Source organism: Blastococcus sp. URHD0036 (assembly GCF_000701365.1).
Classification (GTDB): Bacteria; Actinomycetota; Actinomycetes; order Mycobacteriales; family Geodermatophilaceae; genus Trujillonella.
The window spans coordinates 391,602-410,039 of the sequence record NZ_JNIK01000013.1 but is presented as its reverse complement, the minus strand read 5'-3'; the positions used below and the strand labels follow the sequence as shown (position 1 = coordinate 410,039).

At 73.9% G+C, this 18,438-nt stretch carries 23 protein-coding genes; 11 read left to right on the top strand and 12 right to left on the bottom strand.

What is annotated here, in order from left to right:
* Positions 1 to 4: 4 nt before the first annotated feature.
* Positions 5 to 727 (top strand): FAD-binding oxidoreductase, encoded by a 723-nt coding sequence (locus N555_RS0111810; protein WP_231502708.1) that lies wholly within the window; start codon positions 5 to 7, stop codon positions 725 to 727.
* Here N555_RS0111810 and N555_RS0111805 read toward each other — a convergent pair.
* Positions 724 to 2,175 carry a M1 family metallopeptidase gene (locus N555_RS0111805; RefSeq protein WP_029431692.1) on the bottom strand — a complete coding sequence of 484 codons (1,452 nt, stop codon included), beginning with the start codon at positions 2,173 to 2,175 and terminating at the stop codon, positions 724 to 726. The genes N555_RS0111810 and N555_RS0111805 overlap by 4 nt on opposite strands.
* 107 nt (positions 2,176 to 2,282) lie before the next feature.
* Between N555_RS0111805 and N555_RS0111800 the strand changes: the two genes are divergently transcribed.
* Positions 2,283 to 2,801, top strand: coding sequence for a GNAT family N-acetyltransferase (locus tag N555_RS0111800; protein ID WP_029431691.1), 519 nt, complete (start codon positions 2,283 to 2,285; stop codon positions 2,799 to 2,801).
* A 40-nt stretch (positions 2,802 to 2,841) separates the two neighbouring features.
* On the opposite strand, the gene N555_RS0111795 is transcribed toward N555_RS0111800, so the two are convergent.
* A complete protein-coding gene (locus N555_RS0111795) occupies positions 2,842 to 4,962 on the bottom strand; it encodes a catalase (protein WP_029431690.1) in 2,121 nt (706 codons plus the stop codon).
* A gap of 145 nt (positions 4,963 to 5,107) precedes the next feature.
* Here N555_RS0111795 and N555_RS0111790 point away from each other — a divergent pair, with 145 nt between their 5' ends.
* The 3 genes from N555_RS0111790 to N555_RS0111780 are packed head-to-tail and all read left to right on the top strand — an operon-like array spanning position 5,108 to position 7,153.
* Positions 5,108 to 6,010, top strand: a complete 903-nt coding sequence (locus N555_RS0111790) for an ABC transporter ATP-binding protein (protein ID WP_029431689.1) — start codon at positions 5,108 to 5,110, stop codon at positions 6,008 to 6,010.
* The gene (locus tag N555_RS26820) at positions 6,007 to 6,738 is read left to right on the top strand and encodes an ABC transporter permease (protein ID WP_051683974.1); all 732 of its coding nucleotides are present in this window, start codon (positions 6,007 to 6,009) and stop codon (positions 6,736 to 6,738) included. The genes N555_RS0111790 and N555_RS26820 overlap by 4 nt, the downstream gene beginning before the upstream one ends.
* Positions 6,739 to 6,784: 46 nt before the next feature.
* Positions 6,785 to 7,153: a nuclear transport factor 2 family protein gene (locus N555_RS0111780; protein WP_029431687.1), complete on the top strand. Its 369-nt coding sequence runs from the start codon at positions 6,785 to 6,787 to the stop codon at positions 7,151 to 7,153.
* A 1-nt stretch (position 7,154) separates the two neighbouring features.
* Here N555_RS0111780 and N555_RS0111775 read toward each other — a convergent pair whose 3' ends face one another.
* Positions 7,155 to 8,309, bottom strand: a complete 1,155-nt coding sequence (locus tag N555_RS0111775; RefSeq protein ID WP_034509865.1) for a serine hydrolase domain-containing protein — start codon at positions 8,307 to 8,309, stop codon at positions 7,155 to 7,157.
* Between the two features lie 84 nt (positions 8,310 to 8,393).
* On the opposite strand from N555_RS0111775, the gene N555_RS0111770 reads away from it, so the two are divergent.
* Positions 8,394 to 8,744: an iron chaperone gene (locus N555_RS0111770; protein WP_029431685.1), complete on the top strand. Its 351-nt coding sequence runs from the start codon at positions 8,394 to 8,396 to the stop codon at positions 8,742 to 8,744.
* Between the two features lie 4 nt (positions 8,745 to 8,748).
* On the opposite strand, the gene N555_RS0111765 is transcribed toward N555_RS0111770, so the two are convergent.
* Complete coding sequence (locus N555_RS0111765; RefSeq protein WP_034509863.1) at positions 8,749 to 9,294, bottom strand: DUF1990 family protein; 546 nt, start codon at positions 9,292 to 9,294, stop codon at positions 8,749 to 8,751.
* Positions 9,295 to 9,336: 42 nt separating this feature from the next.
* Here N555_RS0111765 and N555_RS0111760 point away from each other — a divergent pair, with 42 nt between their 5' ends.
* From N555_RS0111760 to N555_RS28305, 3 genes are read left to right on the top strand one after another with little or no spacing between them, the layout of a single operon-like run.
* Positions 9,337 to 10,206 carry a HipA family kinase gene (locus N555_RS0111760; RefSeq protein WP_231502707.1) on the top strand — a complete coding sequence of 290 codons (870 nt, stop codon included), beginning with the start codon at positions 9,337 to 9,339 and terminating at the stop codon, positions 10,204 to 10,206.
* A 29-nt stretch (positions 10,207 to 10,235) separates the two neighbouring features.
* Positions 10,236 to 10,637 carry a DUF3037 domain-containing protein gene (locus N555_RS0111755; protein WP_029431682.1) on the top strand — a complete coding sequence of 134 codons (402 nt, stop codon included), beginning with the start codon at positions 10,236 to 10,238 and terminating at the stop codon, positions 10,635 to 10,637.
* The gene (locus tag N555_RS28305) at positions 10,634 to 11,149 is read left to right on the top strand and encodes a DUF3995 domain-containing protein (protein WP_255347356.1); all 516 of its coding nucleotides are present in this window, start codon (positions 10,634 to 10,636) and stop codon (positions 11,147 to 11,149) included. The genes N555_RS0111755 and N555_RS28305 overlap by 4 nt, the downstream gene beginning before the upstream one ends.
* On the opposite strand, the gene N555_RS0111745 is transcribed toward N555_RS28305, so the two are convergent.
* The 7 genes from N555_RS0111745 to N555_RS0111720 form a co-directional block, all read right to left on the bottom strand.
* Positions 11,094 to 11,387 (bottom strand): 4a-hydroxytetrahydrobiopterin dehydratase, encoded by a 294-nt coding sequence (locus N555_RS0111745; RefSeq protein WP_029431680.1) that lies wholly within the window; start codon positions 11,385 to 11,387, stop codon positions 11,094 to 11,096. The genes N555_RS28305 and N555_RS0111745 overlap by 56 nt on opposite strands.
* Positions 11,388 to 11,411: 24 nt before the next feature.
* A complete protein-coding gene (locus N555_RS0111740; RefSeq protein WP_029431679.1) occupies positions 11,412 to 12,122 on the bottom strand; it encodes a phosphoadenylyl-sulfate reductase in 711 nt (236 codons plus the stop codon).
* Positions 12,119 to 12,298: a hypothetical protein gene (locus tag N555_RS0111735; protein WP_029431678.1), complete on the bottom strand. Its 180-nt coding sequence runs from the start codon at positions 12,296 to 12,298 to the stop codon at positions 12,119 to 12,121. The genes N555_RS0111740 and N555_RS0111735 overlap by 4 nt, the downstream gene beginning before the upstream one ends.
* A complete protein-coding gene (locus N555_RS0111730) occupies positions 12,295 to 13,968 on the bottom strand; it encodes a nitrite/sulfite reductase (protein ID WP_029431677.1) in 1,674 nt (557 codons plus the stop codon). The genes N555_RS0111735 and N555_RS0111730 overlap by 4 nt, the downstream gene beginning before the upstream one ends.
* A 98-nt stretch (positions 13,969 to 14,066) precedes the next feature.
* Complete coding sequence (locus tag N555_RS29260) at positions 14,067 to 14,153, bottom strand: putative leader peptide (protein ID WP_369794022.1); 87 nt, start codon at positions 14,151 to 14,153, stop codon at positions 14,067 to 14,069.
* A 40-nt stretch (positions 14,154 to 14,193) separates the two neighbouring features.
* Positions 14,194 to 14,757 (bottom strand): adenylyl-sulfate kinase, encoded by a 564-nt coding sequence (cysC, locus tag N555_RS0111725; protein ID WP_051683972.1) that lies wholly within the window; start codon positions 14,755 to 14,757, stop codon positions 14,194 to 14,196.
* A 30-nt stretch (positions 14,758 to 14,787) separates the two neighbouring features.
* Positions 14,788 to 15,261 (bottom strand): RrF2 family transcriptional regulator, encoded by a 474-nt coding sequence (locus N555_RS0111720; RefSeq protein WP_029431675.1) that lies wholly within the window; start codon positions 15,259 to 15,261, stop codon positions 14,788 to 14,790.
* Between the two features lie 43 nt (positions 15,262 to 15,304).
* Between N555_RS0111720 and N555_RS29105 the strand changes: the two genes are divergently transcribed.
* Positions 15,305 to 16,075, top strand: a complete 771-nt coding sequence (locus N555_RS29105; RefSeq protein ID WP_034509860.1) for a (deoxy)nucleoside triphosphate pyrophosphohydrolase — start codon at positions 15,305 to 15,307, stop codon at positions 16,073 to 16,075.
* 80 nt (positions 16,076 to 16,155) lie between these two features.
* On the opposite strand, the gene N555_RS27430 is transcribed toward N555_RS29105, so the two are convergent.
* A complete protein-coding gene (locus N555_RS27430; RefSeq protein WP_081866146.1) occupies positions 16,156 to 16,326 on the bottom strand; it encodes a CsbD family protein in 171 nt (56 codons plus the stop codon).
* Positions 16,327 to 16,681: 355 nt separating this feature from the next.
* Between N555_RS27430 and N555_RS0111705 the strand changes: the two genes are divergently transcribed.
* Positions 16,682 to 18,298: a peptide ABC transporter substrate-binding protein gene (locus N555_RS0111705; protein WP_156036325.1), complete on the top strand. Its 1,617-nt coding sequence runs from the start codon at positions 16,682 to 16,684 to the stop codon at positions 18,296 to 18,298.
* Positions 18,299 to 18,438: the final 140 nt, after the last annotated feature.

Sequence of the window (18,438 nt, the reverse complement as noted above, 5' to 3'; positions counted from 1 at the left end):
CGGCGTGGCCGAGACGATGCTGGGTGCCGGTGGCCGAGCCCCGGCCGGCGGCTGGCGGACGGCGACGGTGCGGGAGGTCGACCGGCCGACCCCGCGCACGGTGCGGCTGCGACTCGAGGTGCCGGACCGGATCGACCACCTCGCCGGTCAGCACTACGTCGTCCGGCTGACCGCCGAGGACGGGTACCGCGCCCAGCGGTCCTACTCGCTGGCGTCGTCCCCGGGCGACCCGCTGGTGGAGCTGCTCGTGGAGCGGCTGGACGACGGGGAGGTGTCGAGCTACCTCGCCGACGTCGTCGAACCCGGGGACGAGCTCGAGGTCCGCGGGCCGATCGGCGGCTGGTTCGTCTGGGAGGGCGACGCCCCGGCGCTGCTGGTCGGTGGCGGCACCGGCGTCGTCCCGTTCGTGGCGATGGCGCGCACCGCGGCCGAGCTGGGCCGTCCGGAGCTGCTGCGGGTGGCCGTGTCCACGCGCACGCGCGCCGAGCTGCCGTACCTCGCGGAGCTGGAGGCGGCCGGCGCGGTGGTGCAGACGACGCGGGAGGCGTCCGGGATCCGGCCGGCCGGGCGGCTCACCGCCGCGGACCTCGTGCCGCTGTGGGAGCCGGGGCAGGACGTCTACGTCTGCGGGTCGACGCCGTTCGCCGAGTCGGCGACGCGGGTGCTCACCGGGCTCGGGGTGCCCGAGTCGGCCATCCGGGTGGAGCGCTTCGGTCCGTCCGGCTAGCCGAGGGAGGCCGGCCGGCCCGCGCCGAGCCACTCGGCGAACAGGTCGTCGAGGTCGGCTCCGGAGACCTCCTCGGCCAGGGCGACGAAGTCGTCGGTGGTGACCGCGTGGCCGGCCTCGGTGCCGAACCACTCGCGGAGGATCTCGGCGAAGTCGTCGTCGCCGACCTCGGTGCGCAGCGCCTGCAGCGTCATGGCGCCGCGCTGGTAGACGGCGTCGGAGAAGAGCTGGCCGGCGTCGGGGCCGGGGTCGCCGATCGGGATGCTCCAGAAGCTGCTGCCGGCGGGGCGGGCGGCCAGCCGGTCGAACTCCTGCTGCGGCGTCGAGGTCCCCTCGTGCTGGGCCCACAGCCACTCGGCGTAGGTGGCGAAGCCCTCGTTGAGCCAGATGTGCTGCCAGCCGCCGAGGCGGACGCTGTCGCCGGCCCACTGGTGCGCCAGCTCGTGCACCACCACGGCCGTGCCGGACTCCACGTCGGTGAAGAACACCGGGGAGTAGACCGGCCGGGTCTGCGTCTCCAGCGCGAACCCGAGGTCGACGTCGTCGACGATCCCGCCGGACTGGCCGAACGGGTACGGGCCGAACCAGCGCGACAGGAAGTCGAGCACCTCCGGCTGGCGGTCGAACGACGCGTCCGCGATCCCGCCGATGGTGGCCCCGTCCCCCTCGTCCAGCGCGGGGTCGATCGCGTCGAGGAAGTGGACGCCGCCCTCGTCGTACTCGTCGATGCGGAACTCCCCGACGGCGAGCGTGAGGAGGTACGGCGCCAGGGGGTCCTCGGTCGCCCACCGCCAGGTGGTCTCCCCGTCCTCGGTCACCGAGTCGACGAGGGCCCCGTTGGACACGGCCTCCAGGCCCTCCGGCACGGTGATCGACAGATCCACCGTCGCGGCGTCGGCGGGATGGTCGTTGACCGGGAACCAGCTGGCGGCCACGTCGGGCTGGCCGACCGCGAGGGCGCCGTCGCCGGTCTGCAGGAAGCCGGCGGCGCCCAGCCCGTCATCCAGTTCCTCGGGGACCCCCTCGTAGGACACGACGGTGGTGAACGTGTCCCCGTCGACCAGGGGCCGCGCGGGCGTGACGGTCAGCTCGCCCCCGTCCCGGGCGGTGGCCGCGTCCTCGCCGTCCACGGTCACCGAGGAGATCTCGAAGCCCAGGAAGTCCAGGTTGAACGCCGACAGGGTCTGCGTGGCGGTCGCGGTGACGGTGGCGGTGCCGCCGAGGACCCCGCTGTCGGGGTCGAAGCGCAGCTCGAGCTCGTAGCCGTCGACGTCGTACCCGCCGTTGCCGTCGAGCGGGTAGTAGGGGTCGCCGTACCCGTCGGCGCCGGGGACCGCGGCGGTCGCCGAGCCGGCGACCTCCGAGGTGCACCCGGCCAGTACCGCCGTGCCGACGACGAGGCCGGCGACGACCGCCGACCCGGCCCGTGCTGCTCGCCCGCGTGCCACCTGGATCCCTCGCCTGTCCGTCGGAGCCGCCGAGCCTGCCGCACCCGGTCGACGGTGCCCAGGGGCCCCCGCGCGGTGCCGTCCCCGGCGGACGGGAGAATCGGTGCATGCCGTCGGCCGAGGTCACCGCGACCACCCGTGTGGACGACGACCTCCGCAGCATCCTCCTGCAGCTGTGGACCGACGTCACGAACGCCGGCGGCGCGGTCGGCTTCGTCGCCCCGGTGACGCCGGACGTCGTCGCGCCGGTCCTCGACGGCCTCGTCGAGCGCGTCCACGCCGGGACGCAGGTCCTGTGTGTGCTCCGGGTCGACGGCGAGGTGGCCGGCTTCGCCGTGCTCTCCACGTCGGTCAGCCCGCTGCGCCGGCACTGGGCGACGGTGCTGCGGGTGCAGGTGGACCCGGCGCGCCAGGGGCAGGGGCTGGGCCGGGTGCTGATGCTCGGCGTGCACGACATCGCCCGGGCGCGCGGCCTGGAGTTCCTGCACCTCACCGTGCGGGGTGGTTACGGGCTCGAGGGCTTCTACGAGCGGCTCGGGTACGAGGTCTTCGGCCGGATGCCGGGGGCGATCCGGGTGGCGCCCGGCGACGACCGCGACGAGGTCCTGCTCCTCTGCCGCCTGTGACGCGGGGAGGGCGCCCGGTGGCAGCCCTCCCCGCGTCGGTTCAGGCAGCCGGTGCCGGCGGCACCACGCTGTTGGTGACCAGGGGCGTGCGGTCCCAGGCCCGGTGCATGCCGAGCGCGGCGACGGTCTCCGCGGCCATCGCGGCGTTCGCCGACGGCCCGGTGATGACACCCGGCGCCTCCGGGTCGATGCCGGCGGCGCGCAGCACCTCCACGCCGTCCCCCCACGCGCCGATGCCCTTCAGGTGGCGGAAGGCCTCCTGCAGCATCACGACGGCCCGGAAGTCGCCGTCCTTGGGTGCGCCGTCGGCGACGACGATCGCGTCGAACTCGATCGACCGGCCGGTGGCGAAGGTGCGCTCGACGATCTCGACGTCCTTGCCGTCGACGAGCTGACCGCCGTGCGGGGCGATGACCCGCAGCAGCGCGCCCTCGGCCTCCAGCGCCTTCCGCAGCTTCGCGATGCCCTTGAGGTCCGCGCCCGGGCCGGCCACGACGCCGACGATCCGGCCGGTGATCGGGAAGGGCTCCGGCTTGATCTGGCGCAGCGTGGGGGAGAGGACCCCGGGCTCCACCGGTTCTGGCGCCGGCGCGGGGAGGCCGAGACCGGTCGCGACCTGGGCGACCAGGTCGGCGTCGATCGTCGCCAGCACGGTCAGCGCCCGCTCCTTGATCGCCTGCTCGTAGACCTTGCCGAGCTCGAAGGTGTACGCGTCGGCGATGTGCTGCTGCTCGATGCTGGTCAGGCTGGCGTAGAACATCGCGGCCTGCGAGAAGTGGTCCTCGAAGGACACGTGGGTCTCCCGCACGATCTCGCCCTGGACCGGGCGCGGCACCTCCACGTACCCGCCGTCGGACCAGTCGGCGGGCACGGGGCTGCCGGCGTCGACCGTGTTGGGCAGGTAGGGCGCCTGCCCCTCGTGGACGGCGTCCTGGTGGAAGCCGTCGCGCAGGTTGTCGTTCAGCGGGGAGTGGCTGCGGTTGATCGGGATCTGCCGCCAGTTCGGCCCGCCGAGGCGGGTCAGCTGCGTGTCGAGGTAGGAGAAGTTGCGCCCCTGCAGCAGCGGGTCGTTCGTGAACTCGATGCCGGGGACGACGTGGTTGGTGTTGAACGCCACCTGCTCGGTCTCGGCGAAGTAGTTCGTCGGGTTGCCGTTGAGCACCAGCTTGCCGATCGGCTGCACCGGCGCGAGCTCCTCGGGCACGATCTTGGTCGAGTCGAGCAGGTCGATGCCCTCGAAGGTCTGCTCCTCGTTGTCCGGGAAGACCTGCACGCCGAGCTCCCACTCGGGGAAGGCGCCGTTCTCGATGGCGTCGGCGAGGTCGCGGCGGTGGAAGTCGGGGTCGAACCCGGCGGCCAGCTGCGCCTCCTCCCAGGTCAGGGAGTGCACGCCCAGGACGGGCTTCCAGTGGAACTTGACCAGGCAGGTCTCCCGGTCGGCGTTCACCAGCCGGAAGGTGTGGACGCCGAAGCCCTCCATCGTCCGGTAGCTGCGCGGGATGCCCCGGTCGCTCATGTTCCAGATCGTGTGGTGGGTCGCCTCGGTGTGCTGGGTGACGAAGTCCCAGAAGGTGTCGTGCGCGGACTGGGCCTGCGGGATCTCCCGGTCGGGGTGCGGCTTCCCGGCGTGGATGATGTCGGGGAACTTGATGGCGTCCTGGATGAAGAAGACCGGGATGTTGTTGCCGACCAGGTCCCAGATGCCCTCCTTCGTGTAGAACTTCGTCGCGAACCCGCGGGTGTCGCGGACGGTGTCGGCCGAGCCGCGGGAGCCCAGCACCGTGCTGAAGCGCACGAACACCGGGGTCTCCAGGCCCTTCTCGGCCATGACGGCGGCGCGGGTCAGCTTCCCGGCCGTGCCGTAGGCGGTGAAGACGCCGTGCGCCGCGGCGCCGCGGGCGTGCACCACCCGCTCCGGGATCCGCTCGTGGTCGAAGGCGTTGATCTTCTCGCGCAGGTGGAAGTCCTGGAGCAGGACGGGGCCGCGGCGGCCGGCCTTCAGCGAGTGGTCGGTGTCGGGGAGCCGCACCCCCGTCCCCGAGGTCAGGAAGTCGCCGGCCTGCGCGCGCGGGTCGCGGCCCTCCCGAGGTCCCTCATAGGTCACTCCGGTCGGGCTGACCGTCGTGGGTGCGGACTGGTCGGGCTGGCGTGCGGGGGGCATGGGTTCTCCAGACGGTGGGTCGTCGACCTCGACCCCCGCCACCTACCCCCGGGGCCGCAGCGGAACCGGACCGTCCCTGCAGGTGGGACGGGGACCACCGTCGCGCCTTCCCGCTGCGACCCACGCGGATCGCCATGATCGCGGGGTGATCGAGCTCGACGGGCTGACGAAGGTCTTCGGGGACCGCGTCGCCGTCGACGACCTGACCGTGCGCATCGAGCCCGGTCGCGTCACCGGCTTCCTCGGCCCCAACGGCTCCGGCAAGACGACGACGATGCGCTGCGTGCTCGGCCTCGCCCGGCCCACGTCCGGCACGGCGACCGTGCTGGGCGTCCCCTACCGGCGGCTGCGCCGGCCGCTCTGCCGCGTCGGTGCGCTCGTCGATCCCCGCGCCCGTCACCCCGGCCGGACGGCGTACGCGCACCTGCTGGCCCTGGCCCGCTCCAACGGCCTGCCGCGGGCCCGCGTGACCGAGGTGATCGACCTCGTGGGACTCGACGCCGTGGCCGCGGACCGGGTCGGCGGGTTCTCCCTCGGCATGGGCCAGCGGCTGGGCATCGCCGCCGCGCTGCTGGGCGACCCCGAGGTGCTGCTGCTCGACGAGCCGGTCAACGGCCTGGACCCCGAGGGGATCCGCTGGGTCCGCGAGCTCCTCCGGGCGCTCGCGGCCGAGGGGCGCACCGTGCTGGTCTCCAGTCACCTGATGAGCGAGATGGAGGACACCGCCGACCACCTGGTCGTGCTCGGCCGTGGCCGGCTGCTGGCCGACCTGCCGATGGCCGAGCTGCTGGGGGCGTCGGCCGCGGTCCGGGTGCGGAGCCCGGCCGCGCCGCTGCTGGCCTCGGCCCTGCGGCGGGCAGGTGCGGCGGTGACCCTCGAGCTGGACGGCGCCCTGCGGGTCGAGGGCATCGACCCGCCTGGTGTCGGGGACGTCGCGTTCGCCGCCGGGGTGCCGGTGCACGAGCTGACGCGGGTGGTCCCCTCGCTGGAGGCGGCCTACCTGGCGCTCACCGGCGGCGAGGTCGAGTTCCGGGCCGGGCTGCCGTGATCGACCTGACGGCCAGTGGCTGGATCCGCCTGCGCTCGGTGCGTTCCACCTGGTGGTGCAGCGCGGTCTACGTCGTCGTGGCGGCCGGTTTCGGCTGGCTCGCGGCGGCCGGTACCCCGTCGTCGTCCCGGGCCGACGTCGCCGTCGAGGTGGCGCTCACCGGCTTCGGCTTCGCCCAGCTGGCGCTGGTCGTGCTGGGGGTGCTCGCGGTGAGCGCGGAGTTCGGCACCGGCAGCGCGGTCTCCGCGCTGGTCGCGGTGCCCCGGCGGACGGCGTGGCTGGCCGCCACCACCGCCGTCGTCGTGGCCTGGGCGGCACTGGTCACCGCCCTGGTCGCGGTGGGCTGCGCGGTCGCCGCGCGGGCCCTCGTCGCCGTGCCGGGCGGGGTGTCGCTGACCGATCCGGCGGTCCTCCAGGACCTGGGTCTGCAGGTGGCCGGCGCGGTCCTGGTCACCGTGCTCGCGGTCGGGCTGGGGGTGCTGCTGCGGTCGACGGCCGGTGGGGTCGGGCTGGGCATCGCGCTGGTGTTCGTCCTGCCGCCGGTCCTGGCGGTGGGTGGGAGCCGCTGGACGTCCCTCGGGTCGCAGGCCCTGCCGGCGCTGCGCGTCGGCCGGGAGTCGTTCCTCGCCGTGACGACGACCTGGCCGGTCGGTCTGGCCGTCGCCGGGGCGTGGGCCGTCGGGGCGTGGGTCCTCGGCGCGCTGCTGCTGGAGCGCCGCGACCTCTGACCAAGGGCTCTCGTGCGCCGGCACGCGCCGGCGGAGCCTGGGCGGCGTGACCGACGAGCAGGCACTGCAGGGGCTGGTGGAGGCGTTCAACGCCCACGACCTCGACCGGATCATGGCCTTCTTCACCGACGACTGCGTCCTGGAGACCCCCCGCGGGCCCGATCCCTGGGGAACGCGCTTCAGCGGGCGCGCGGCCGTGCGGGAGGGGCTCTCCGGGCGGTTCGCCGGGATCCCGGACGTCCACTACGGGGAGGACGAGCACTGGGCCTGCGGCGAGCACGCGGTCTCCCGCTGGCTGCTCACCGGGACGTCGACGGCGGGGGAGCACATCCGGGTCCGCGGGTGCGACCTGTTCGACCTGGCGCCGGACGGCCGGATCCGCCGCAAGGACTCCTACTGGAAGATCGTCGGCTGAGTCAGCGGGGTCCGAACGCCGCCGCGCGGAACGCGTCGAACACCGCGGGCGGCTGCGGCGAGGCCCACATCTGGTTGGTCAGCAGCACCGCCGTCGTCCCGGTGACCGGGTCGGTCCACCAGGAGCTGCCCAGGCCGCCGTCCCAGCCGAAGGAGCCGGCCGACCGTCCACCGGGCTCGTCCTCCCGGCGGACGCCGAGCCCGAGACCCCAGCCGCCGCCCTCGTCGTCGACCGGCCCCGACTGCTCGGTGAGCATCGCGGCGACGGTGGGCTCGGCGAGCACCGGCGTGCCGTCCGGGGCCCGGCCGCCGGCGCACAGCATCGCGGCGAACGCGGCGACGTCGGCCGCGGTCGAGGCCAGCCCGTCACCGCCGTCGGGGAACGCCGGTGGGGCGGCCCACTGGCCGTCGGCGGGGTCGTAGCAGTCACGCCGGCCGTCGTCCCCCGGCGGCGTCCAGTGCGGCCCCAGCCGGTCGCGGGCGTGCGCCGGCACGCCGAAGCCCGTGTCCCGCATGCCCAGCGGGTCGAGGACCCGGTCAGTGAGCACCTCGGGCAGGGGCCGGCCCACCGCCCGTGCGACCAGGACGCCGAGCACGCTCGCGCCCACGTGGTAGAGCCAGCGCTCGCCCGGCTGGTACGCCAGGGGCACGCCGGCCACGAGGCGCAGCCACTCGTCGGGCGGGGGAGCGGCCTGCGGCTGCGGCGGTCCGGCGGGCAGCCCGGTCGCCGCCAGGGCCTCGAGGGTCGGCGTGGGCCAGGGGGCGGTGAAGTCGATGCCCAGGCCCAGCCGGAACGTCAGGAGGTCGCGCACGGAGATCGGCCGGCGCGCGGGCACGGTCCCCGCGGAGGCGTCGGCGGGGTCGGCGAGCACGACGCGGTCGGCCAGCTCGGGCAGCAGCCCGTCCACCGGTTCGTCGAGGGCCAGGACGCCGTCGTCGACCAGGACGAGGGCGGCCGCCGCCACGACCGGCTTGGTCATGGAGGAGATGCGGAAGACGGCGTCCGGGCGCACGGCGTCGGCTCCGCCCGGCGTGTGGGTGCCCGCGGCGCCGGAGCCGACCTCGCCGTCCCGCGACACCCACCAGGCCGCGCCCGGCACCTGGCCGTCGGCGACCGCGCCGGCCACCACCGCCTCGACGTCCTCCGTCAGTCCCATGCCGCTCTCCTCGTCGTCGCGTTCCCTGGTAGGACGGGCGCCGGAGCCGCGATTCATCGGCGGTACCCGACCGAGGAGCGTGCCGTGACCCCACCGACCACCGTCGACGAGTACCTGGCAGCCCTGCCGGAGGACGCGCGGGCGGCGCTGACGGAGGTGCGGGCCGCCGTCCTCCGCGGCATGCCCGGGGCGACCGAGACGATCCGGTACGGCATGCCGGCGGCGATGCTGGGCGGTCGGTACGGCCTGCACTTCGCCGCCTGGAAGAAGCACGCGGCGCTCTACCCGGTGCCGGTGTTCGAGGGGGACCTGGAGACCGAGGTGGCGCCCCTCCGGTCGGGGAAGGACGCCGTCCACCTGCGCTACGGGCGGCCGCTGCCGCTGGACCTCGTCGAGCGCATCGCGGCCGCGGTCGCCGCCCGCCGCGAGGGCTGACGGCTCAACCGCGGGCCGCCCGGCGGAAGGTGGCGAGGTACCGGCGGGTGGCCAGGGACTGCACGCCCCACGCGAGCGGACCGGCCAGCCGGGCGGCCGGCGAGGCCAGCCGGGAGAACACCCGCAGCACCACGGTCACCTCTCCGGAGGGGGCGATCCGCACGAGGAAGGCCTCCTCGCCGCTCTCCGGGTGCCCGGGCAGCGTGCCGTAGGCGAAGCCCTGCTCGTCGCCCCCGGTGCGCGCCCACACCACGCGGCACGGGATGTCGACGCCGAACCGGTCCAGCCCCGCGGTGAGGACGACGACCGTGCCCGGCTCCGTGGCCGGTCCGGTGGCGCGGATCCGCATCCCGACGCCGTGCTGGGCCCGCCAGCCGAACACCGCGGCGACGCACCGGTCGAACACCTCCCGCCCCGTGCCCACGGCGATCGTGTGCTCGGAGTGCCGGTAGCCGGCCGGCAGCTCCGGATCGGCGGTGCCGCCCACCTCCGGATAGGTGAACGGCACGTCGGCCAGGTCGGCCGGGGTCACGGCGCGGAGCAGTCCCATGCGGCCGAGTCTGCGCCGCGACCGCCGAGGTCACCGGATAGGTTGACCGGCACTGTGCTGCCCGCCGTCACCGCCACCCGCTACGTCACCCCGCTGCGCGAGGGCGGCTCGCTGCCGGGGCTCATGGAGGCCGACGACCTGGGAACCTACGTCGTCAAGTGGCGGGCCGCCGGGCAGGGCGTGCGGGTGCTCGTCGCCGAGGTCGTCTGCGGCGAGCTGGCCCGGGCGCTGTCGCTGCCGGTGCCCGCGCTGGTCACGGTGGACGTCGCCGCGGAGCTCGCGGTGGGGGAGCCCGACCAGGAGGTCCAGGAGCTCCTGCAGCGTTCGGCCGGGGTGAACCTGGGGCTGGACTACCTGCCCGGCGCCCTGGACTTCGAGGCCGGCGTGGGCGAGGTCGACGCCGGTCTGGCCGGCCGGGTGCTGTGGTTCGACGCGCTGATCGGCAACGTGGACCGCTCCTGGCGCAACCCGAACATGCTGTTCTGGCACGGCCGGCTGCAGCTGATCGACCACGGCGCCGCGCTGACCTTCCACCACAACTGGCCCGGTGCGCCGGCCGCCGTCGCCCGGCCCTACGACGCCGCCCAGCACGCGCTCGTCGAGTGCTCCCCGGACCTCTCCGCCGCCGACGCCGACCTCGCCCCGCGGGTGACCCGGCCGCTGCTCGAACAGGTCCTGGCCCAGGTGCCCGACGAGTGGCTGGAGGGTCCCGAGCCCGACGAGCCGCCCGCCGCCGTCCGCGAGCGCTACGTCGCGCAGCTGCTGGGCCGCCTGGACGCGCGCGACGCGTGGCTGCCCGGCCTGCTCGCCGCCGCGGCCACGGGCGGGGCCGGCCGCACGCGACCGCGGGTGGGCCAGAACCGCCCGGCCTGGCTGGGGCCGCCGCCGCCCGAGGGCGTGACCCAGCGGTGAGGGACGAATCGGAGCGGGACAGCACAACGGTGAAGCGCGAGACGTTCGAGTACGCCGTCCTGCGGGTGGTGCCGCGGGTCGAACGCGGGGAGTTCCTCAACGCCGGCGTGATCGTCTACTGCCGGCAGCGGGACTACCTCGGCACCCGCCTGCACCTGGACCCCGAGCGGCTGCGCGCCCTGCACCCGACCGCCGACGTCGAGGCGATCGCCCGGGCGCTGCAGGCGATCGCCGACGTGTGCGCCGCGGACGGCGCCGCGGGGGCGGCCGGCCGGGAGGCGCTGGGCTCGCGGTTCCGCTGGTTGACCGCGCCGCGCAGCACCGTCGTCCAGACCGGTCCGGTGCACACCGGGCTGACCGCGGATCCCGACGCCGAGGCCGACCGGTTGCTGCGCCTGCTCGTCCTGCCCGTGACGGATCAGGCGGGATAGCGACGCGCCCGCTGCCCGCCGCGGCCTACGGCGCCGCCCTGCTCGCGTTCGGCTCCGCCGCCTGGAGCGTCTACTGGACGGTGGGTGGCACCGCGCTGCTCGACACCGTGGGCGGCTCGATCGAGGAGGCCGCCCGGCGCGGTGGCGGCGTCGCCGTCGCCGTCGGTTCCACGACCGCCGCGCTCAAGGTGGCCGGTGGGCTGCTCGCCCTGGCACTCGTCCGACCGGGGGGATCACGGCTGCCGGCGGGACTGCTGGAGCGGACCGCGATCGGAGCCGGGGCGCTCCTCGCGTTCTACGGCGGTGTGCTGGCCGTCGTCGGTGCGGTGGCGCTCACCGGCGTGCTGGGCGAGCCGGCGGATCCGCATGCGCTGCGCTGGCACGTGCTGCTGTGGGACCCCTGGTTCCTGCTCTGGGGTCTCCTGCTGATGCTCGCGGGACTGGCCCGGCGGCGGCTCAGCCGGGGTGGAGCGCGTCGATCCGGCGGGCGAGGTCGAGGTCGAGCTCGCTGACCCCGCCGGCGGAGTGGCTGACCAGCATCAGGTGCAGCGTGCGCCAGCGGAGGTCGACGTCGGGGTGGTGGTCCAGCTGCTCGGCGACGAAGCCGATCCGGACGACCGCGGCGACGGCGTCGGCGAACGACGGCAACTCGATGCTGCGCCGCAGCCCGTCCCCGTCCCCGGACCAGAGCGGCAGGTCGGCGAGGGCGGTGGTGAGCTCGCCGGGGGACAGGCGTGGGGGTCGGGGCACGACGGTCAGTGTGCCGCCGTCAGATCACGTGTGCAGGCCGCACTCGGTCTTGCCGCGGCCGGCCCAGCGACCCGCGCGCGGGTCCTCGCCCGGGGCGACCGGCCGGGTGCAGGGAGCGCACCCGATGGAGGCGTAGCCGATCTCCTGCAGCGGGTTCACCGGCACCTGGTGCTCGGCGATGTAGGCGTCGACGTCGGCGTCGGTCCACGCGGCCAGCGGGTTGACCTTCACCATGCCGCGCTTGGCGTCCCAGTCGACGACCCGGGTGCCGGTGCGGGTCGGGGACTCGTCGCGGCGCACGCCCGAACCCCAGGCGGCATAGCCGGCCAGGGCCTCCGCCAGCGGCTGCACCTTGCGCAGCGAGCAGCACAGGTCGGGATCGCGCTCGTGCAGCCGCGGCCCGTACTCCGCGTCCTGCTCGGCGACGGTCTGCGGCGCCGTGACGTTCACCAGGGTGAGGGGCATGACGCCGCTGACCCAGTCACGGGTACCGATCGTCTCGGCGAAGTGGTAGCCGGTGTCGAGGAACACGACGTTCACGCCCGGGACGGCGCGCGACGCCAGGTGCGCCAGCAGCCCGTCGGCCATCGAGGAGGTCACGGCGAAGGAGTCCCCGAAGGTCTCGCCGGCCCAGGTGAGGACGGCCAGCGCCTGCTCGACCGGGTCCGCGATGCCCTCGAACCGGGCGTCGGCCTCGGCGGCGAGCTCCGGTGTCGCGGCGATGGCGGTGGTCATCCTGGGTGCACTCCCGTTCCGATCAGGCGGACCGCGAAGGCCCGCAGGCAGGCGCCGCAGCGCCAGCCCGAGGTCTTCTCGTCCTCGTACGGGGTGAGGTCCTCGTCCCCGCAGTACGGGCAGTGGAACACCGGGAGCTGGCGCTGCCTTCCCGACCCGCCGCCCTCCTCACTCACAGGAGCCAGGCCTCCTCGGCCCGGGAGACGTAGTGCGCGAACGACTCGCCGTCGGTCCGGCGCTCCTGGAAGCCGCGCAGCACGCGCTCGCAGTAGTCCGCCGTCTCGGCCTTGGTCACCTTGTGGCCGCGGAACTTGCGGCCGAACGACGCCTCGACGCCGAGGTGGCCACCCAGGTGCACCTGGAAGCCCTCGACCATCTCGCCCGAGTCGTCCTTGACCATCGAGCCCTTGAACCCGATGTCGGCGGTCTGGAAGCGGGCGCAGCTGTTCGGGCAGCCGTTGACGTTGATGCCGATCGGCACGTCGAAGTCCGGCAGGCGCTTCTCCAGCTCCGCGTAGAGGTCCTGCGCGTGCTGCTTGGTCTCGACGATCGCCAGCTTGCAGAACTCCAGGCCGGTGCAGGCCATCGTGCCGCGGCGGAAGGCGCTCGGCCGGACCTGGAGGTCGTGCTCGGCGAGCGCGGCGACCAGGGCCTCCACCTTCTCGTCCGGGACGTCGAGGATGACCAGCTTCTGCTGGGTCGTCGTCCGGATGCGGCCCTGGCCGTACTCGTCGGCCAGGTCCGCGATCGTGCTGAGCAGCGAGCCGCTGATCCGGCCGGTGCGCAGCGCGAAGCCCACGGCGTTGTTGCCGTCCTTCTGCTTCGCGACGCCGACGTGGTCGCGCTGGTCGTGCTTGGCGGGGGCGGGCGCCGGGCCGTCGGGCAACTGCTCGTGCAGGTACTCGTCCTGCAGCACCTGGCGGAACTTCTCCGGGCCCCAGTCGGCCATCAGGAACTTGATGCGGGCGCGGTTGCGCTGCCGGCGGTAGCCGTAGTCGCGGAAGACCGAGGTGCAGGCCGCCCAGACGTCGGTCACCTGGTCGGGACGGACGAAGACGCCGACCCGCTGGCCGAACATGGGGTTGGTCGAGAGCCCGCCGCCGACGAGGAGGTCGTAGCCGGCCTCGCCGGCCTCGTTGCGGACGCCGACGAAGGCGACGTCGTCGATCTCGGGCTCGGTGCAGTGGTCCACGCACCCCGACATCGACGTCTTCCACTTGCGCGGGAGATTCGAGAACTCCGGGTTGCCGACGTACTTCTCGACGGTCGCGGCGATCACGTCGGTCGCGTCGAGGACCTCGTCCTCGAGGATCCCGGCCAGCGGGCAGCCGAGCATGACGCGCGGGACGTCGCCGCAGGCCTCCATGCTGGACAGCCCCACGGACGCCAGGCGCTCCCAGATCTCGGGCACGTCCTCGATGCGGATCCAGTGGTACTGCACGTTCTGCCGGTCGGTCACGTCGGCGACGTCGCGGCCGAACTCGGTGCTGATGCCGCCGATGACCCGCAGCGCGTCGCTGGTGAGCTGCCCGCCGTCGATACGGACGCGCATCATGAAGTACGAGTCCTCGAGCTCCTCGGGCTCCAGCACGGCGGTCTTGCCGCCGGGGATGCCCTGGGCGCGCTGGGTGTAGAGCCCCATCCAGCGCATCCGGCCGCGCAGGTCCTGCGGGTCGATGGACTCGAAGCCGGCCTTCGCGTAGATGTCGATGATCCGCTGGCGGACCTCGAGGCCGTCGGAGTCCTTCTTCATCCGCTCGTTCGGGTTCAGCGGCTCCCGGTAGCCGAGCGCCCACTGGCCCTGACCCCGCTGGGGTCGGTTGCTGGTTCGCGTGGGGGAGGACACGGAGGCACTTCTTCCTGCGCCGTCGTCCGCCGGGATCAGCCCCGGTCGGGAGGCGCTGCCAGGGATCGAGCGCAGCAGGTGCTGCGGGAGGACTGGTGTCAGCGCGCGGCGTGACAGACCGCGCTGCTCACGCGCGCCAGGTCGATGTGCCGGCGCGCGACGAGGAGTACGCCACCACCGGTCACGCCCTGATGGTCTCACACCGCCGCGGGCCGCCGGTGTGACTCAGGCGACCGGGGCCGGTGCCCCGTTCTGCGCGGCCTGCACGGCGGCGCGGATCCGCGCCACGGACTCCGCCAGCGGGGTGACCGAGGTGTCGATGACGAGGTCCGGCCGGGCCGGCAGCTCGTAGGGGTCGTCGATGCCGGTGAAGCCGGTGATCTCCCCGGCGCGGGCCCGGGCGTAGAGGCCCTTCACGTCGCGGTCCTCGCAGACCTCCAGCGGCGTGGACAGGTGCACCAGCAGGAAGCGGCCGTGCCGTTCCACCAGCTCGCGGGCCTGCTCGCGCGCCTCCTCGTAGGGGGCGATCGCCGCGACGACGACGATGCCGCCGTGCCGGACGACCTCGCCGGCGACGAAGCCGATGCGGCGGATGTTGAGGTCGCGGTGCTCGCGGCTGAAGTCCAGCTCGCTGGAGAGGTGGGTGCGCACCACGTCGCCGTCGAGCACGGTGACCGGCCGGTCCTCGGCCTCCAGCTGCGCCACCAGGGCGTCGGCGATCGTGGACTTCCCGGCGCCGGAGAGCCCGGTCAGGAAGACGGTCACGCCGGCGGGGGCAGGACTGCTCATGCCGTCATCCTCCCGCCCGGCGCCACGGCGTCAGGCCCCGGGGGCGTCTCCGAACGAGCGCCAGGCGCTCTCGACGTCGGCCAGCTCGGTCACCTCGGCCGGCAGCTTCCCGGCGACGACGTCGGCGAGGGTGACCTCCTCGAGCACCCGCCGGTACGCGGCGCGCGCGGCGACCCAGACCGCGGCGAGCGGCTCGGCGGTGCCGGGGTAGACGACGTCCTCGGGGCGCTGACCGTGCACCTCGGCGAGGAACCCCTGCTCGACGCGCATGACCCGGGCGATGGAGATCTCCTCCGCCGGCAGCGCCAGCCGGTAGCCGCCCTCCCGGCCCCGCTGGCTGGTCACCAGCCGCGCGTGCTGCAGGTCGCCGAGGATCGACTGCAGGAAGCGCGACGGGATGTCCTGCGCGGTGGCGATCTTGTCGCAGGTGAGTGCGCCGGGCGCCGCGGCGGCCAGCTCGAGGGCGGCGCGGACGGCGTAGTCGACCCGGGCGGTGATGCGCATCGCCCCATCTTGCCGCCTCGGGGGCCTCTGTCAGGGTTGAGCCGTGCACCAGCTGCGATTCAGCACCGTGGTGGCGGCGCCGCTGACCGTCGCCTTCGACGTCGCGCGGGCGCTCGGGCGACCCTGGCGCGAGCCGCTGGTGGAAGTCGTCTCGGAGCGGCCGTACCGCGACGTCCACACCGCCGCCCCGGGCCGGCGGGGTCCCCGCGTGACCCACTCCCGCCGGTTCTCGGCCACCGGTGCCGGCACCCTCGTGGAGGAGCAGGTGGACTGGGCGCCCTCGATCCCCGGCGTGCTCGGCGCGGTGGCGCACCGGCTGGTCGGGCGCCGGCGCGTGCTGCGGGCGATGCAGGCCCACCTGGACGCCTACGCGGCAGCGGCCGCCCGCCGGGCGGAGGACGTCGTGCAGGTGGTCGGCGTGGCCCTGGTCGACGGCGACCGGGTGCTGGTGGCCCAGCGCGCGGACGGGCCGTTCGCCGGCCAGTGGGAGTTCCCGGGCGGCAAGGTCGAGCCGGGCGAGACCGACCTCGAGGGCCTGGTCCGGGAGTGCCGCGAGGAGCTCGGCGTGGAGGTGGCGCCGCAGGCCTTCCTCGGCGAGGTGCCGCTGGACGGCGTGGTCGCAGGTGGTGAGCCGGGATCGTCCACGCTGCGGGTCTGGTCGGGTCGGGTGACCGCCGGCACCGTGACGCCGCACGAGCACACCGAGCTGCGCTGGGTGCGGGCCGGCGAGCTCGCCGGGCTGGACTGGATCGCCGCGGACCGGCCGCTGCTGCCCGCCGTCGTCCGCTTGCTGGACCGGATGGTCGGGGCCTGAACGCGCGGACGAGGGGGGTGCGGGCCGCGGCCCGCACCCCCCTCGTCCCGACCCCGGCCGATCGGGCCGGGGTCAGCCGATCACTTGAAGGCGTCCTTGATCTTCTCGCCCGCCTGCTTCAGGTTGCCGGCCGCCGAGTCCTTCTTGCCCTCGGCCTCCAGGTCACGGTCGTGGGTGGCGGCACCCAGGGTCTCCTTGGCGCGGCCGCCCAGTTCCTGGGCCTTGTTGGCGATCTTGTCGTCGCTGCTCATGGTCAGCTCCTCTCGTCGATCAGGAGCTGCCGTACCCGTCACGGCCTGCGACGACACCACCGGGCGAGACCGTAATCCGTCCGGGCGACGGGGATGGTGGCCGCAACACGTCCCGTGCGGATGCCCTCCCCGCGGACACCCTCCCGTGGCTCTGTGGGATCCTTATCCAAGGTCACAAATGGACAACGCCGGTGGCACGCCGTCCGAAGGCTCCCTAGCGTTGTCAGCCGTGCACGGAGTGATCCCTCTCCGTTCACGTTCTCGACAGCTGACCGCCAGGGTCGAGTGCCTCGCGCCGGCTCCTGGTCTACCCGTCCGAAGACCCCGCGAACGCGGGACGAGAGAGGCCTTCCTCGTGAAGCTCAACAAGCGCCCACTCGCGCTCATCGCGATGGCTGCGGCCACCGCGCTGACGCTGTCCGCCTGTGGTGGTGGCGACGACGACTCCGGTTCCGGCGGCGGCGGTGACGGCGGTGGCACCTTCACCGCCTACATCGGTGAGCCGAAGAGCCCACTCGTGCCCGGCAACACCACCGAGAGCGAGGGCGCGAAGGTCATCTCCGCGCTCTGGACCGGTCTGGTCGGGTACGACGAGGACGGCGCCGTGACCTACGACGGCGTCGCCGAGTCGATCGAGTCCGACGACAACCAGAACTGGACGATCACGCTGAAGGACGGCTGGACCTTCCACGACGGGACGCCGGTTGACGCGCAGTCCTTCGTCGACGCGTGGAACTACACCGCCAACCCGCAGAACGCGCAGGACGGCGGCTCCTACCTGTCCCGCATCGCCGGGTTCGCCGACCTCGAGTCCGGTGCGGCGACCGAGCTCAGCGGCCTGGCGGTCGTCGACGACCTCACCTTCACGGTCCAGCTGGAGACGCCGTTCGCGCTGTTCCCGGCGGTCGTGGGCTACGACGCGTTCAACCCGCTCCCGGACGTCTTCTTCGACGACCCGGAGGCCTTCGGCACCAACCCGATCGGCAACGGCCCGTTCCAGGCCGACAGCGAGTACGTGCCCGGCCAGGGCATCACGCTGACCCGGTACGACGACTACGCCGGTGACGACGCCGCCCAGGCCGACGGCATGGAGTTCGTCGTCTACGCCGACCAGGCGACCGCCTACACCGACGCCGAGGACGGCAACGTCGACATCGTCGACGTCATCCCGCCCGACGTCATCGAGTCGGCCCAGTCCGAGTTCGGCGACAACTTCATCAACACCGAGGTCTCGCAGATCACCTACCTCGGGTTCCCGACGTACGACGCGCGCTTCGCCGACCCGCGGGTGCGGCAGGCCATCTCGATGGCGATCGACCGGGACGCCATCTCCACGGCGATCTTCTCCGGCACCCGTACCGCGGCCGACTCGTTCATCTCGCCGGTCGTCGACGGCTACCGCGAGGGCTCGTGCACGTACTGCGAGTTCGACCCCGACCAGGCCAACGACCTGCTCGACGAGGCCGGCTTCGACCGCAGCCAGCCGATCGACCTGTGGTTCAACGCCGGCGCCGGTCACGACGCGTGGATCGAGGCAGTGGGCAACCAGCTGCGGCAGAACCTCGGCGTGGACTTCCAGCTGCGCGGCGACCTGGACTTCGCCCAGTACCTGCCCCTCGGCGAGGAGAAGGGCTTCACCGGGCCGTTCCGCTACGGCTGGAGCTTCGACTACCCGGCCGCGGAGAGCTACCTGACCCCGCTCTTCACCCCGCAGTCCTTCCCGCCGGTGGGCTCCAACTACCCGTTCTACGAGAACCCCGAGGTCACCGACCTGATCCAGCAGGGTGACCAGGCGGGCACCGAGGAAGAGGCCATCGAGCTGTACCAGCAGGCGGAGGACCTCGTCGCCGAGGACATGCCGATGGCGCCGCTGTTCTTCACCCAGATCCAGACCGTGCACACCGACCACGTGAGCAACGTCCGGATCGACCTGTTCCAGCGGCCCGTGTGGTCCGAGGTCACCGTCAACTGACCTGACCCGGGCCAGCTGACGCACCACCCGCCGGGGGCGACCGTCCGAGCCGGACGGCCGCCCCCGGTGGCGCGTGCGCTCCCGAACAGCGCGCACGCGTTCGGACCGGCACGATGGACACCGGCGTCCCAGTCGACCTG

What these genes read in the sequence shown, in the direction of transcription:
- N555_RS0111800 (WP_029431691.1), top strand. Translation starts at nt 2,283, where the DNA reads ATGCCGTCGGCCGAGGTCACCGCGACCACCCGTGTGGACGACGACCTC.
- N555_RS0111795 (WP_029431690.1), bottom strand. Translation starts at nt 4,962, where the DNA reads ATGCCCCCCGCACGCCAGCCCGACCAGTCCGCACCCACGACGGTCAGC.
- N555_RS0111775 (WP_034509865.1), bottom strand. Translation starts at nt 8,309, where the DNA reads ATGGGACTGACGGAGGACGTCGAGGCGGTGGTGGCCGGCGCGGTCGCC.
- N555_RS0111765 (WP_034509863.1), bottom strand. Translation starts at nt 9,294, where the DNA reads ATGGGACTGCTCCGCGCCGTGACCCCGGCCGACCTGGCCGACGTGCCG.
- N555_RS0111740 (WP_029431679.1), bottom strand. Translation starts at nt 12,122, where the DNA reads ATGACCACCGCCATCGCCGCGACACCGGAGCTCGCCGCCGAGGCCGAC.
- cysC (WP_051683972.1), bottom strand. Translation starts at nt 14,757, where the DNA reads ATGAGCAGTCCTGCCCCCGCCGGCGTGACCGTCTTCCTGACCGGGCTC.
- N555_RS0111720 (WP_029431675.1), bottom strand. Translation starts at nt 15,261, where the DNA reads ATGCGCATCACCGCCCGGGTCGACTACGCCGTCCGCGCCGCCCTCGAG.
- N555_RS27430 (WP_081866146.1), bottom strand. Translation starts at nt 16,326, where the DNA reads ATGAGCAGCGACGACAAGATCGCCAACAAGGCCCAGGAACTGGGCGGC.